Consider the following 12,902-nt stretch of genomic DNA (forward strand, 5'->3'; position numbering starts at 1 on the left):
CTTCTTCTACCTCCAAGTTATCTTCTTTGCGATAGTGAAAGCATACCATATTGCGGCACGCCATCCAAAGTGAGCCTAATTGCAGACACTATATTGCAATGCAGAATAGCTGGTGATATAGTATAGCTAACGAGCGGAACCGCTCCTTTATTTTTGGTCAGCTATTCTATAATGATGAATACTAAGTGATAACTAATAGGAGCGCTGCTTATGAATGTGCAATTTAAGAAAGGCGTGCTCGACCTGTGCGTGCTGGCCCTGACCGCTTGGGAAGACCGGTACGGCTACGAGCTTGCGGTGACGATGTCGGCGAAATTCGAGGTGGCTGTAGGCAGTGTGTATCCCCTGCTGAACCGACTAACGCAGGAGGGGTATTTCTCCACGTACCTGAGAGAATCGTCCGAGGGTCCACCCCGAAAGTACTATAAGCTGACGCCGCAGGGCCACGCGCATTTGATGGCGTTGATCAGCGAATGGCGGAGCTTCTCCGTCGCGGTTGATGAACTCATTAAGGAAGGTGTCGAACGATGATAAGAGAATCGTATTTGCGGCAATTGTGGGAGCTTCTTGCGCCCGTGCCCGAGAAGCTGCGCCGGGAATGGACGTACGATTACGAAGAGCATTTCCGGGCATCCGCGGAACTTGGCCGCAGCGAGGAGGAAGCGGCAAGCGAGCTGGGAGACCCTCGGCTGATTGCCAAGGAGCTGCTGCTGAACTACCGCGTGGAGCAAGCGAACCATAAGAGCGGCAGCATCACGCTTGTATCGCGCGCAGTTTTCGCTGCCGTGAGCTTGGGCTTTTTTAATCTGATCTTCGTCCTCGGGCCGTTTATTGCGATTCTTGGCGTGCTGCTCTCGCTTTGGGCCGTGGCTGCGGCCGTGGCGCTGTCTTCGCTGATGGCGATGTACGAGGGTTCGTTTGGCGGCGCGATTACGGGCTTACAGGCGACATTTATCTCCATGGCGCTTATTGGGCTTGGCATGCTGCTCGGCGCAGGGGCCAACTGGCTGACGCGTGCATTTGCGAAGCTGACGCTGCAATATTTGAAATTCAATTCCAAAGTGATAAGGGTGAGAAGAGGATGAGAAACTGGCTGCTCGTAGGCATTATTTTGCTGGTCGTCGGTTTGATCGGGGCATTCGGCACGCTGCAGCTAGGCGGGGATTTCTCGTTCGGCACGGAAGAGGTTCATCAACAGCAGCAAATTTCGGCGGCAGGCATTAACACCGTTGCAATTGACAGCGGCAGTATCGATCTAACGATTGTACCCACTGACAGCAGCGAGGTCAAAGCGACGCTGACGGGCCGCGCCAGCAAGAAGTATATGAATAAGCTTAAGCTCAAGCTCAAGCTGAAGAAGGAAGGCGATTCGCTGATTGTAGCCTTCGAAGGACATACCGGCTTCAGCATGGGCGTTAGCATCCTTAACCTGGATATGAAGCTGGAGCTGCCGCAGCAGCAATACCGCCAGCTGAAGCTGGATTCCGGCAGCGGCGATATTCAGCTCAGCGGCATGGCAATCGATGCAATTGCACTGGATGGCGGCTCGGGCGATATGAAGCTGAGCCAGCTGCAAACGAAGGAGCTGCTCGTTTCCTTAGGCAGCGGCAATGTGGATGCTTCCGATATCGCTTCGGGCGGGAATGTGACGGTCAAGGCCAACTCGGGCGACGTCGCGGTCGAGCGGCTTGCAGCCAAGCAGCTGGCCGTGGATATCGGCAGCGGGAATGTGGATGCCGCGGACGTCGAGGCCGAGGTCAAAGTCGACACGGGCAGCGGCGACGTCTCGCTCGCGCAGAAGGACATCACGCAGCCGGTTAATTTGAAGACAGGCAGCGGCAATGTGTCGCTTATGACGGATAGCCGGCCCTCGCAGGCTGAAATTACCTACAGCACAGGCTCGGGCAGCTTCGACAACGACTGGCCGGATGCAAAGGCACTTCGGGATGAGGATGTTAACGGCCATCTTACGTTCGGAACCGGATCGGTGCCGGTGCATATCCGCACGGGCTCGGGTGATCTGGATGTCGGCGCCCGCTCATAAGCGCTTTTCGTAGGGGACGTTTGCTAATTGGCAAAGGGTTCGCTTGCTATTAGGCAAGCGGACCCTTTTTTTTGCATCGAATGAACTACATTTTGTCCGGCCGAAAACCGATATTCTGGAAGAAGGAATATATTCGCCTTTGTCAGACATTTTCGAATACTTCCATGCATACATTTCCTTGTTTCAGACATGGGGGAGATTTAGGATGGTGGAATCGCCGGATGTGCCGCTGCCGCCGTATCGGCACAGGGATGGCATGAATTGGTTTGAGCTGGCTGCATCGCCTGTGCGGCAGGAGCTGCTGCCGGGACGGTTCATTCATTTCCGTCTTGAACCAGTTGCCGGATGCGGCGTGCGTCCATTGGCATGGACTTGACGTGCCGAACGCGAAGGACGGCGTTCCCGGCATTGAGTCTTCTCCGCTGATTTAGCCGAGCTATTCGATGGACTATACGTTTCAGATCATAAATGTGCAGTTCGTAGCTTGGAATCCCGGCAGATGGCCGTTTCATTATCACATTCCCCATCACAATGCCAATAATTTTACCTTTGCAAACCGGCGGGATGTCCAGGACGATTTGATGCCCGCAAGGGAACGAATGAAAGAAAGTGTAAGGAGATGAGTTTGGAACATGCAGGTACAACGCAAAGCTGCCATTGGGCCTCTACTAGCAGTCCTTGTTCCGGTTATTCTATTCGAATGTCTGCGGTTTGAACGACATGCAGATATTACGATTCGCGCACCTGAGGGCCATTTCTTCTTCGTGACAATCGTAGCTGCGCTCGCGACAATTGTGGCAATTGCCGTGGGCATTACCGGCCATCGGCTTCGCAACATCAAGGTGGCATTCATGTCGCTGGCGTACTTGTCGCTGGCAGGTATATTTCTGCTGCACGGCCTAACGACGCCGGGATTCGTCATTCACGGGGGTGATTTACCTGCAATGTTCGCCCAGCTCAGTCTTCTTCTTACCTCGCTCTGGCTTTGCTTATCGGCAACCTCATCGGATCATTGGCTCATCCGGCGATTGTCCAGATGGCGGGAATGGCTTATCCCGATCTGGCTCGTGCTGCTTGGACTGATCGGCCTCTACACGTTCCGGATGCCGCATGACATGGAGATGATGCCGCTGAACAGCGATCCTTACAAGTGGATTGCGGCTGCAATTACGATAGCTGCCTGCTTATGGACAATGTACAGGTACTGGCAATCGTATGTGCATGCTGGATTCCCGCTGCAGAAGGCAATCGTCTACAGCGTAAGCCTTCTGATCGCGGCGCAATATATCGTAATCGCGGGCTCCACCTGGAAGCTCAGCTGGTGGCTGTACCACCTGCTGCTTCTCGGCTCCATGCTGGTTATGCTCGTCGGACTGCTGCAGCAGTACTTCTCGCAAGGCTCGTTCAGTTCTTCGCTCCGCGTGTTGTTCCAATCAGACCCGAGGGCCTGGCTTGAAGCCTGCAAGACGCCGAGCGTACGGGCGCTAATTATGGCAACGGAGGCGCGCGATGCCTACACAGCCGGCCATAACAACCGTGTTGCCCTCTACGCGCTTCGGCTTGGAGAGGAGATGGAGCTGGCCAAGGACGAGCTGCGCGCGATCGCGCAGGGCGGTGTCGTCCATGACGTCGGCAAGCTGAAGGTGCCGGATGCCATCTTGAATAAGGCCGGGAAGCTTACACAGGAAGAGCGATTGATAATTGAACGGCACCCGGTATCCGGTTATGATATCTGCAAGCAGTTGGGCTTTCTTAACGACGAGCTGTCCGTCATCCGTTCCCATCATGAGAAATGGGACGGGACCGGCTATCCCGACCGTCTGAGCGGTGAAAGCATTCCGCTGCTGGCGCGGATTACCGCCGTCGCCGACGTCTATGATGCACTGACGTCATCGCGTTCGTACCGGCAGGCGATGTCGCACGAGGACGCCATGCAAATTATTACCGAAGGCAGCGGCGTTCACTTCTGCCCCTCCTGTGTCAAAGCTTGGCAGCGTTTGTCCTCAACCGATGCGGAATTTCTCCGGGAAATCGCCGCAAGCGACCGCACGATCCGGCTTGTTCATAAAGCTGCACAATAGAAAAAACCGCGAGGGACAAAGATCCCCGCGGTTTTTTTCGCTGCACCCGCTGCAGCAATCGGCGATTGTCCTCTTGCCCGCAAACAAATTCCCGCGGGAAACCGTTAACGCTCTGCCGCCCTGAAGTCTCATTCGTCACTGAGACCTTCCGATCCTGCCATTGCACAGTTTCGTTTTTGGGCTGCGGCTGCTGCAGCAAGCGGCGTATGTCCTCCTGCTTTCCGTGAATAAATTCCCGCGGGAAATCGTTAACGCTTTATTGCTTTGAAGTCCCAATCGTCACTAAGGCCTTCCGATCCTGCCATGAAGCGGTTTCGTATTTGCGCTGCGACTGTCCCCCCCACTGCTGCCTAGGGCCAAATATCCTGGGGCAAAACCTTTAGTGCTTTAGCGATCTGAAGTGCGGTTTGCCGCTGAGGCCTCCCGATCTTGCCATTACGCAGTTTCGAGATGGTTTGAAGTGAAATGCCGGTCGTGGATGCAAGCTCCTGGGCCGAGATATAATTCCTCGCCATGAGCACTTTCAGGGTGACAGAGGAATCGACAACTGCGGATTCAGTAATGGACTGGATGTTGGTAACGATGAAGCCCATCTGTTTGAGACTGCCGTCGCCGTTGAAGAAAGGACGGTACGTGATGTGGAGCTCAAGCTTGGCGGAGTCCGCTAACCGTTTGGTCTGAACAATGATCGTGTTGGTGCGTCGGTGACGAATCGATTGTTCCATCATCGCTAAGATCCGTTCACGCTCGTACTCCTCGAAGAAGCTGCTGAGGGATTCCTCTTCAACAAACAGCCGATCGAACAAGGGAGAAGGATAGTATTGAAAGTAGCGTTCGACGACAAATTTGTCATTCAAGATACCGGATTGCAGCACTTTGTGGGTTTCGCTCATCAAATCAATCCACGATTTGGCGCTTATGTCTTCCGCGGTAAGCAGATAGGCGGGTTCGACGGTGTTCTCAAGCACTTGCCAGGATAGCAGCAGGCGCGGTGATTCTTCGTCGCTTCTGCACTGCAGCAGGGATGTTTCGTGGTGCGTTGACGATTGCAGCGTACTGCTGTTCCATTCCGCGAACAGCCTGCCCGGGTGCAATCCTTCAAGCACTTCTTCCGGACAATCGACCAACGCGGAGAAGGCTTTATTCGCCAAATTGAAATGGAATTGATCTCCTTGGCCGATGACGACGGCCAGCGGTGTTTTTAAGCTTTGAAAGACGGCGGTAGTTAATATCACTTGCAACCCCTCACAATCTGAACAAGCTGGTTATAGAACAGTATAAGAGGGCGGAATCTACTTTTCAACTGGTATATATATAAGTAATGATGAATTTTTATTAATGTTTAATTTTTTAGCGTTTTACAATTGCCGGATACGAGAGCTGAACATATGGCCTTCACATAGGAGACATACTTTTCATGCTTTCCAAAGTAAAATTTTTAGCTCATAATAATACATTATTACATCATGTGAATCAAACACCGGAGGGGAAATTTTGCATGGGAAATTGTACTGTTTATGAATGTGGAAAACCGGTGAAAGCGAAGAAGATGTGTTCGATGCACCACCAGCGTTGGCGCAGGCACGGGAGCCCGGAAATTACGAAGGTTCGCCAGTCTTCGGGGCCGTCAGACTGCAAGTGGATCAACTGCGGCAAAACATCGATCAGCAAAGGCTTTTGCTCGAAACACTATTACATACACAGAATGCAGATGATGCAAAATAAGCCGGAGCAATTGCCAAACTCTTAACTATGAAAGCATTTCCTTCCCAAGGTATAATAGGGCAATATATCCTTGATCTCATTTATAGGCGCGTGCACCGGATCCATTGCACGACCTGCAAATAGAAGGAGGCGGCTTGCGGCGCTGCGAGTGCGGCGATGCAGGCAGTATCTTGCCATTAGCCATACAGGAGGGCTGTGTTTGGGTCATTTTTCATTGCGGACGAAGGTGCTCGTTCTTATCCTTTTTGTTACCTCCGGCGTGCTGTCGATTGTCGGATACGGCAACTACTCGGCGGCAAAGCAAACCATAATGGAAGCGCTTATCGAGAAAGCCGGCTCGAAGGTGCAGAACACGGCGAATAATCTGGGATCATGGATCGACACACGGCGCGCCGAGGTAGAAGTTATGAGCCGTACCGATCAAGTGCGCCTCGGCTCCGATATCGTGCGCCAGACGTACTTCGCGAATGAAACGAGGCGGACTGCCTCGCCGTTTCAAACGCTTGGATTTGCGGATCATGAAGGCCGTATGCGCCTTGGCAGCGGCGCTGTCGTCAATATTTTCGACGAGCCGTCCTTCCCCGCGGCCATCAACGGCAAAGTAGTCATTACGGATCCGTTTCTCCGCCAGGTAAACGGTGTCAATATCATCGTCATGCAGGTGCCGGTATATGGGGCCGACAACACCATCGTGGGCATTATCGACGCTTCGCTGCTAGCCGAGCGGGTTTATCGGGAACATCTGGATATTCAGGTCGGCAAAACTGATTATTTATTCATGTATAACGATAAAGCGGAGATCGTGGAGGCGCCTGCCGGCAATGGCTTCATTCGGCCATCGGATTCGATTCTGTCTCCGAATCTGCCCTTTCAGCCGGCTTCGCTCGACATGCTGACGAATGATCACGGCAGCTTCACGCTGAGCGGCAACTCCGGCAACTCCATTCTCTTCTACGCGATGGTCAAGGGCACGTCCTGGCATATCGCGCTCAACGTGCCGCTGCAAGAAATCGAGGCGCCGCTCTCTGCGATCAAATGGCGTTCCATCCTCTCGATTGCCATCGCCGAAGCCATCTTAACCATTCTATTCTTCTTGTTCTCCGATCAGACGATTCGGCGGATCAAACGGATTCTAAGCGTGACGGAAGCCGCCGCGGCAGGCCGGTTCGACGTGAATAACGTGAGGGATGAGGGCGGCGATGAAATCTCTCAGCTCTCTAAGTCCGTTAATCAGATGCAGGTACATCTGAGCGATATGTTCGGCCAGATGGATGCAATGATTAATCAGAACCAGTTTGCTTTCATCGTGCTCGACAATCAGTACCGGGTCACCTATTTCAGCAAAGCCGCGGAGAAAATGCTCGGCTACACCGCCGAAGAGGTCATTAATAAGGCTACGGGGCTTACGTTTATCGATCCGGCCGATATAAAGCTCGAAGCCGAGAGACTGAGCGGGCGCTACGGCAGGCCCATCCCGCCGGATATTACGGTGCTTGACCTGCTGCGGAGCGAACGTTTCTCCTACGAGCGGGAATGGCACTATATCCGCAAGGACGGCACCCGATTCCCGGTTGCCCACAGTGCGAACGGCATGCGTGACCGCGCTGGGCGGTTTATCGGAGTCGCCTCCATCGCCCGCGATGTTTCGTCACAGAAGCAGGCCGAGAAAGCGCGCAATCAGCAGCTCAAGGTCATGGGCTCGGCCAAGGACTTGATTGCCACCTTCGATGAGCAGGGGCAGCTGCTTTACATTAACGCAGCCGGCCGGGCGCTGCTTGGCATCGAAGGATCCGCCCGGGATAAGAAAGAGCTGCCGATGAAAACGATCAGCGAGCTACTTGACGGAATTGAGCATGTGCAGGCAGCGGGTTATCAGGAGAATGAAGTGCTGCTGCGAACGCTGCAGGGCGAGCTTATCCCCGTTTCCAAAATTCTGGTCATCCACCGGGACGAGGAAACAGGCGAAACGTTCTATTCTTGCATCGCCAGAGATATATCCGAGACGAAGCGCTCGCAGTTCGAGCTGGAGCAGGCAAAGCGAGAAGCCGAAAGCGCGAACACCGCGAAGAGCCACTTCCTCGCTCAGATCAGCCATGAAATCCGCACGCCGCTGGCAGGCATCATCGGACTGACGGGGCTGCTGCAGAAGACGGAATTGTCGCCGCTGCAGCTCGATTATTTGCACAAGACACGCGATTCCTCGGAAGCGCTGCTGGCCATCATTAACGATATTTTGGACTTCTCGAAGGTTGAAGCCGGAAAAATCGAGCTGAACGCAATGCCGTTCGACCCGTACAGCATGATTCATAAGCTGACGGAGATGTTAAGTGTATTTGTCGGGGGCAAAGAGCATTTTCAATTCGTGGTCGACACGCCGAGCGATCTACCGGCGTTATTGATCGGCGACTGGCTGCGCATCGAACAGATCCTATTGAACTTATGCATCAATGCCATTAAGTTCACGGATCAAGGGCATGTGAGACTGCAGCTGCAGCTGCTGCCGTCCGACGCGGCTGCTGAGGGACGGTTTGCCCGCATTGCTTTCATCGTGGAGGACACGGGCATCGGCATGACGGAGAATCAGCTCAGTAAGCTGTTCAAGCCGTTCATGCAGGCTGACGCGGCGACAAACCGCAAGTACGGCGGGACAGGCCTCGGCCTTGTCATCGTCAAGAGCCTGGTTGAGCTCATGGGCGGCACGATCCAAGTGAAGAGCGAAATCGGCCGGGGAAGCGAGTTTGCGTTTACGCTGGAGCTTCCGATTGCGGAACCGCCGCGAGAAGGGCGGTTTACGGTCAGCTTGGAGGGGGATTGCGCCGTATGGGTCGTGGAGGATCATCCTTACATGAGCCGGCGGCTATGCACGTCCATTGAAGAGAGCGGGCTGATGCCGATTCCGCTCCAATCCTGGAAGACCGCCCATGAGCGGCTGATTCGATCGGGCATCGGCGTCCGGCCGTTTGCTTTGCTGCTGGATTTCGAGATGCCGGATATGTACGGCGAGGAGACCTGGCAGGATATGCACGCTGCGGCCAAGGAAGCCGGCGTGAAAACCATCGCGCTGACAACTGCCTTCGGCCGGGAAGAACTGCTGAAGCTGCCGCAGGAGAATCGCCCTGACACGATTCTGGTCAAGCCCGCAACGCGCATCAGCTTGTACCAATCGCTGCTGACACTGTTTGACCGCACGGAGCGGGAAGCGGCGGCGCACGCGGAAGCGGCTGCGGCAGCGGAGCAAACGATCCGTCCGACGGGCACGATTCTGCTTGCGGAGGACAACGGAATTAATCAAGTCGTCGCCGTGGAGCAGCTGCGGGAATGGGGCTTTACCGTGGATGTAGCTGAGAGCGGCGTTGAGGTGCTTCGTATGCTGACGACAAGGCGCTACGACCTAATTCTGATGGACATTCACATGCCGGAGATGGACGGGGACGAAGCAGCCCGCATCATTCGGCTCGAGTCCAAGTATGACCGGCTTCCGATCATCGCGCTGACGGCCAATATTATGCAGGAAGATCATGACCGTTACATGCAGCTTGGCATGAACGATGTGTTGACCAAGCCCGTAGCGCCGGAGTTGCTGCAGCAGGCCATCTACAAATGGCTGCGGTACGGCAGGGAGCTGCGGGGAGAGACGCCGAAGAGCAAGCCGAAGGAACGCGAGGCGCCGAGCTCCGTTTACGTGCCGGTGCAGGTCGTGGATGAAGAATGGCTGGCGCGGGGCATCCCCGGCCTGAACCTCGAAGAAGCGCTGCAGCGGGTGAGCGGCAAGCGCGATATTTTGACACATATGCTGAAGTTATTTGTAAGAGATTACAGAAGTTTCGACGATCGATTGAAGGAAGCGCTGGCTGCCGGCGACTATCCGGGGGCTCGCAGAATGGCGCACACGCTGAAGGGCGTAGCTGGTAATTTATCGGCTTCTGAGCTCTCCAAGTCCGCGCAAATACTGGAACGGATCCTAAAGGAGCCCGAACACGAGCAGCCGGATGGGGCGCTCTATGCAGCGGCAGCGGAAGTGAATGAGATCCTCCAGAAGCTGCTCTTCAGATTAATGACAGATATACCAGGGTTCGACACCGATTCCTAACAATTTTCTAACAATCTATTGTTGGGTTCATCTTCCTATTGTATATTAGTTAGTAAGATGATTTTATACGCATAGTCGTTTGGACTGCGTTCTGCGTTAAAATGCGAATTCCTTCACGAGGTGAAGTATTCATGTACAAGATACTAGTTATCGAAGATGATGTGATGATGAGCGATATGCTGTCCATGTACATGTCTGAAGAGGGCTATGAAATCAAACAGGCTGAGAATGGCGAGCAAGGGCTGCGGCTGCTGGAGCAGTTTGCGCCGGATGTCGTTTTACTGGATCTCATGCTTCCTGACTGGGATGGAACAGAGCTTTGCATCCGAATGCGACAGCATTCCTCTGTGCCGATTATGATCGTGTCCATGAAATCGGAAGTATCCGAACGCGTGCAGGCTCTGCGTGCAGGTGCAGATGATTATTTATGCAAGCCTTTCAGCATGCATGAGCTCAGCGCCCGCGTAGGAGCTCTGATACGCAGAGCCCGTCTCATGCAGCCAGCGGCAAGAGGCCAGCACGAGGAAGTCCCGGAGCAATCCGAAATGGCAATTCGGCTGGATGCCGAGCGGCGACTGCTTCTTGTGAGAGGCAATTTCGTCGAAACCACGTTCTCCGAATTCGAATTAATGAAGCTGTTTCTGACCCATCCCGGCAAAGTGTTCAGCCGCGAGGATTTGATTAATGCCATTCGGGGATTCGATTCCTTCGTTACGGATCGTGCCATCGACGTACATATCGTCAATCTGCGCCGCAAGGTGGAGAAGAACCCGAAGGAACCGCATTACATTCGCACCGTATGGGGCGTCGGCTACAAATACGTAACGGATGTCGAAGCTGTGAATTGATTCATACCGAAGGGCCCTTTACCGCAGCAGCTGCCTGCGATAAAGGGCTTTTCTGTATAATCTAACAGACAGCTCATACATCCCTGCTTCTTTCCTAATACATTTGTGTGAAAATTTACCTAGAAGAAGGGGTCGGAAGTCCGTAGTCCATAAGACATTGATCGGAGGATGTATGAGAGAAGTGCAGCTTAGTTTAGGACAAGAGCACAGTCATCGAAGAGGTGTGACTTCGGTTGAATTATTGGATTCCCTTACAGGGCTGCCTGGCCGCAGGGCAGCTTTTGCTATGCTTGCAAGGGCAATCTTGCTCGCGAAGCACGGCGGGATGGACGTGCTGGTCACGCTGGTGGATCTGGACCGATTCTATATGATAAACGAGGCAAAAGGTACTGCCTTCGGAGACGAGACACTTCGCAGGATGGCAGATCGGCTGCGTGGAATGAGTCAATGGTCCTACAATGTCTTTCGTCTCAGCAGCAACACGTTCCTCATGTTCCGCATGATCCGCAGCGAGGAGGCAGGGCAGAACGCCGACGCGTCCATTGAAGAGATGAAAGGCGCGGTCGAGCAGCCGCTCAAGGTGAGGGGAGAATTCTTGCATCCGTTCTGCAGCATCGGGGCAAGCTGTTTTCCCGAGGATGGCAGCACGGCAGAGCTCATTGTCCGTCATGCGGATACGGCGCTGCAGCAGGCCAAGGCAGCCGGAGGCAATCGGATCGTGCGGTACACCATAATCGGCGCTGCGCAGGTCAATCGCGTCGCCGAGCTCCGTGGCGCCCTGCGCAGCGCACTCGCCAGGAGCGAGCTGTCGCTTCGTTACCAGCCGCTCTATCAGGTAACTGGCGAGCTTAGAGGGTTCGAGGCACTGCTGCGCTGGCGGCATACGAAGCTTGGGGATGTGCCTCCTTCGGAGTTTATTCCGCTTGCTGAGCAGAGCGGGCTAATCGTCGAGATCGGCTATTGGGTGATCGGAGAAGTCTGCCGGATGCTGAATCGCGCGAAGAGCAAAGGGCTACATCAGCTGATCATGTCCGTCAATTTGTCTCCGCTCCAAATTCAGCTGCCGAACTTCACGGATAAGCTTCGCGGCATATTGGCGCAGACTGGAACCAAGCCGGAATCGCTCGAGCTTGAGATCACGGAGAGCATGATGATCGACGGTGACGGAAACGGCCATATTGAAGCCGCATTGAACCAGCTGAGGGAAATGGGCGTGAGATTGGCACTCGATGATTTTGGCGTCGGCTATGCTTCACTGACCTATCTATGCAAGCTGCCGCTGCATACGCTGAAGCTTGACCGGTCCTTCATTCGGCATATCGGCGAGGAGAGGGCGGAGCATGCTATCGTCAAGACGATGATCTCGCTCGTGCACGAGCTGGGTATCGAGGTCGTTGCGGAAGGCGTCGAGACAAGCGAGCAGTTCCAGCTTCTTCGCGAGTGGAAATGCGACTTCTTCCAAGGCTATCTGCTGGCAAGCCCGCTGCCGGAGGAGGAGCTGCACGTACAGCTGCTCCAAGCCAAGCACGGATGCTTCCAGATAGCGGAGCATGAGCGGCCGGCAGTTCTGCAGCACTAGTACGAGGTACAAGGAAAAAGGCAGCCTATACGTCAGGCGAGCTGGGCATTCAGCCGGTTCGCCTTACGTATAGGCTGCCTTTCTGCAATCATGCGGCAGGAGGAGCGGTCAATTCATCAGCACACTTCCAAGTAAAGCTTGGTACCATCGCTGTATTGAAGAATCGCCACATCGCGAATCATTTCAACGGATTTTATACGCTTCCACTTCTTGCGGAAATCAAAATTGTATTCCATCTCCAGCAATTTATTGTGCAGCAGCTCCATGTAAGAGAGCTGTTCAGAAGGATAATAAACAGGGACGGAACGATTTTTGAAGGTAATGACTTTTGTCATTTGCAAGACACCTCCGTTTCTTTAATAATGCCATTGTATAGGATATTTTTTAGTCCCTTATAAAATGAACATGAGCCAGTTGTTTGGTTTGCTTACCCTTTTCTAACATCTGGATAAACCTGGTTTCGGGTGGGTCTGATTTTGGGGTACACGTATTATGTGCAGGGGAAATGGATTTATCCGCCAATGCTTCAAATGGC

General features: G+C 53.9%; 12 protein-coding genes. 10 read left to right on the forward strand and 2 right to left on the reverse strand.

All coding sequences use genetic code 11. From position 1 onward, the window contains the following. The first annotated feature begins 210 nt into the window (after window positions 1-210). The 6 genes from KXU80_RS21470 to KXU80_RS21490 all read left to right on the forward strand — a co-directional run bounded on the left by KXU80_RS21470 (window position 211) and on the right by KXU80_RS21490 (window position 4,125). Window positions 211-531 carry a PadR family transcriptional regulator gene (locus KXU80_RS21470; RefSeq protein ID WP_219835174.1) on the forward strand — a complete coding sequence of 107 codons (321 nt, stop codon included), beginning with the start codon at window positions 211-213 and terminating at the stop codon, window positions 529-531. Beyond that, window positions 528-1,085 carry an HAAS signaling domain-containing protein gene (locus tag KXU80_RS21475; protein WP_219835175.1) on the forward strand — a complete coding sequence of 186 codons (558 nt, stop codon included), beginning with the start codon at window positions 528-530 and terminating at the stop codon, window positions 1,083-1,085. Before KXU80_RS21470 ends, KXU80_RS21475 begins: the two co-directional genes overlap by 4 nt. After that, window positions 1,082-2,044: a DUF4097 family beta strand repeat-containing protein gene (locus KXU80_RS21480; RefSeq protein WP_219835176.1), complete on the forward strand. Its 963-nt coding sequence runs from the start codon at window positions 1,082-1,084 to the stop codon at window positions 2,042-2,044. Before KXU80_RS21475 ends, KXU80_RS21480 begins: the two co-directional genes overlap by 4 nt. A gap of 205 nt (window positions 2,045-2,249) precedes the next feature. Further along, the gene (locus KXU80_RS28160; RefSeq protein WP_258171501.1) at window positions 2,250-2,420 is read left to right on the forward strand and encodes a hypothetical protein; all 171 of its coding nucleotides are present in this window, start codon (window positions 2,250-2,252) and stop codon (window positions 2,418-2,420) included. Beyond that, entirely contained in the window at window positions 2,383-2,475 is a 93-nt protein-coding gene (locus KXU80_RS28165) for a cupredoxin domain-containing protein (RefSeq protein WP_258171483.1), read from the forward strand. The genes KXU80_RS28160 and KXU80_RS28165 overlap by 38 nt, the downstream gene beginning before the upstream one ends. Before the next feature lie 201 nt (window positions 2,476-2,676). Further along, window positions 2,677-4,125 (forward strand): HD-GYP domain-containing protein, encoded by a 1,449-nt coding sequence (locus KXU80_RS21490; protein ID WP_219835177.1) that lies wholly within the window; start codon window positions 2,677-2,679, stop codon window positions 4,123-4,125. A 350-nt stretch (window positions 4,126-4,475) separates the two neighbouring features. On the opposite strand, the gene KXU80_RS21495 is transcribed toward KXU80_RS21490, so the two are convergent. Beyond that, the gene (locus KXU80_RS21495) at window positions 4,476-5,360 is read right to left on the reverse strand and encodes a helix-turn-helix domain-containing protein (RefSeq protein ID WP_219835178.1); all 885 of its coding nucleotides are present in this window, start codon (window positions 5,358-5,360) and stop codon (window positions 4,476-4,478) included. A 182-nt stretch (window positions 5,361-5,542) separates the two neighbouring features. Between KXU80_RS21495 and KXU80_RS21500 the strand changes: the two genes are divergently transcribed. The 4 genes from KXU80_RS21500 (at window position 5,543) to KXU80_RS21515 (ending at window position 12,367) form a co-directional block, all read left to right on the forward strand. After that, window positions 5,543-5,875 (forward strand): hypothetical protein, encoded by a 333-nt coding sequence (locus KXU80_RS21500; protein ID WP_258171092.1) that lies wholly within the window; start codon window positions 5,543-5,545, stop codon window positions 5,873-5,875. A 174-nt stretch (window positions 5,876-6,049) separates the two neighbouring features. Further along, a complete protein-coding gene (locus KXU80_RS21505; protein WP_219835179.1) occupies window positions 6,050-9,940 on the forward strand; it encodes a response regulator in 3,891 nt (1,296 codons plus the stop codon). A gap of 131 nt (window positions 9,941-10,071) precedes the next feature. After that, the gene (locus tag KXU80_RS21510; protein WP_219835181.1) at window positions 10,072-10,788 is read left to right on the forward strand and encodes a response regulator transcription factor; all 717 of its coding nucleotides are present in this window, start codon (window positions 10,072-10,074) and stop codon (window positions 10,786-10,788) included. 181 nt (window positions 10,789-10,969) lie between these two features. Further along, the gene (locus KXU80_RS21515) at window positions 10,970-12,367 is read left to right on the forward strand and encodes a putative bifunctional diguanylate cyclase/phosphodiesterase (protein WP_219835182.1); all 1,398 of its coding nucleotides are present in this window, start codon (window positions 10,970-10,972) and stop codon (window positions 12,365-12,367) included. Between the two features lie 116 nt (window positions 12,368-12,483). Here the strand turns inward: KXU80_RS21515 and KXU80_RS21520 are convergent, their stop codons facing one another. Then, the gene (locus KXU80_RS21520) at window positions 12,484-12,702 is read right to left on the reverse strand and encodes a hypothetical protein (RefSeq protein WP_219835184.1); all 219 of its coding nucleotides are present in this window, start codon (window positions 12,700-12,702) and stop codon (window positions 12,484-12,486) included. Between the last annotated feature and the right edge of the window lie 200 nt (window positions 12,703-12,902).

Origin of the sequence: Paenibacillus sp. R14(2021), from assembly GCF_019431355.1 — a bacterium.
In the GTDB taxonomy this organism is placed as follows: Bacteria; Bacillota; Bacilli; order Paenibacillales; family Paenibacillaceae; genus Paenibacillus_Z.